Annotated in this window: 1 protein-coding gene; it reads right to left on the reverse strand. The window is 52.1% G+C overall.

Annotation, left to right across the window (positions count from 1 at the left end):
* Positions 1 to 1833 (reverse strand): type VII secretion protein EssC (essC, locus tag HA044_RS09405; RefSeq protein ID WP_187540924.1); only part of this gene is annotated, 1833 nt, incomplete at both ends.

A 1833-nucleotide genomic window follows, 5' to 3' on the forward strand; every position in this document is an offset into this window, starting at 1 on the left:
GCGACTGGTAGGGCGAACTGGACGACATCGACTTCGTCACGTTTCATGAGGGCCCGTCCCTTGATGTCTTCCATCGTAGATGCTAGTGGGGTTGCTCCCACGATACCGCGGACTTCAGAGATATCATTTTGTGGCAGGGTCAGCTGGTGCTTGAAGTTTGAATAGAGCTGAGCCCGTAGGTTGTTCTGACGGCTAGCTGTGATGATCAAGTGCACACCGATGCTAAGACCTTCACGGGAGATCCGCATGAAGAGCTTGAAGAGGTCTGTCTCATAAGGCTCGTCCTTCATAGACTCATAGCTATCCATGAGGATAACCATGGTTGGCTCTTGCTTACCGGTTACTTCACGGTAGAGGGCGATGGTGCCGACCCCATGCTCAGAGAGAAGTTTCTTCCTACGATCCAACTCGCGGTTGATGATCCGGATGAATTTCTGGATTTTCTCCGTCTGATCGAGCAAGAGGCTATCAGCCACATGTGGCAGTTGAGTCAAGGGCGCCAGACCATTGGTTCCGAAATCGAGTAAGTACATGGTCAGATTTTCTGGACTCTGCTTGCGAGCTAGATCCATTGCGACTGTCTGGAGGAAAGTGGTCTTTCCTGTCCCTGGACTTCCGTAAAGGAGGATGTTCCCGTCTTTTGACAGATCGATGGCGACTGCTTCTTGCTTTTGCGCTTGCGGGATATCGGCAACCCCGATCAGGACGCTTGGAGCTGTCCGTTTTTGCCAAGCCTCGATCGGCACGACCTTGTCCAACTCATCCAGCGTGATCCGCTCTTTGAGCGGTGGCAACCATGGTTGGGCCACAGCTGCGATGCCCTCTTCTTGGTGCAAGTGGTTGATTCCTTGCACGATAACATCCAGCTCTGTCGGCACTTCCTTGATTTCTTCTGCCATATCCAGACCAGAGAGGTCTTGGTTGAGGACTTCGTATTGGCCCAGTTCATTGATCAAGTAGATGGTATGGTCTTCGATCCCTAGATGATCTTTTTCAGGCTGGTAGTCTGCTCCAGACCAAGCAGTTTGGAAGAGTTCATAGACTTCGTTATTCCCCACTTGGAGGTAGGCTCGACCGGTCTGCGTGATCTCAGCCGCATCTGCCGTCCGCAACATCTCCATGGAGTCCCCACGGTCAGCCACCTTGAGGGCTAGCTTGAAGCGGGAGTTGGACCAGATCTGGTCGTCCACGACCCCAGAAGGTTTTTGTGTCGCAAGGATCAAGTGCACCCCAAGGGAACGCCCGACACGCGCGATAGAGACCAATTCCTTGATAAAGTCTGGTTGGTTCACCTTGAGTTCGGCGAACTCATCACTGATCAAGAAGAGGTGAGGAAGCGGTTCGGTCGCTTCACCCAGTTTAAATTTCTTTTGGTATTGGTTGATATGGTTAACCCCATATTGGCCAAAGAGCCGCTCCCGACGGTGGATCTCCGCATTGATAGAGGCTAGGGCCCGCATGGACTGGGCACCATCCAAGTTGGTGATGGTCCCCAGTAAGTGAGGCAGATCCTTGAAGAGATTAGCCATTCCCCCACCCTTGTAGTCGATGAGGAGGAAAGCCACATCATGTGGGTGGAAGTTGACAGCAAGGCTCAGGATGTAAGACTGAATGGTTTCAGACTTACCAGAACCGGTCGTCCCTGCGATCAAGCCGTGTGGTCCATGAGCTTTTTCATGAAGATTAAGGTAGACCAAATCGTCCTTCCCACGCAGACCAATCGGCACGGCCAAACTTTGGTAAGGGGCATGGCTTTCCCAACGACTCAAGACCTTGAGGTCATTGAACGTTTCTGCTTGATACATTTCAAGGAAGGTCACCGAGTCTGGAATC

Source organism: Streptococcus sp. IMAU 99161, from assembly GCF_014435245.1.
Lineage (GTDB): Bacteria > Bacillota > Bacilli > Lactobacillales > Streptococcaceae > Streptococcus > Streptococcus lactarius.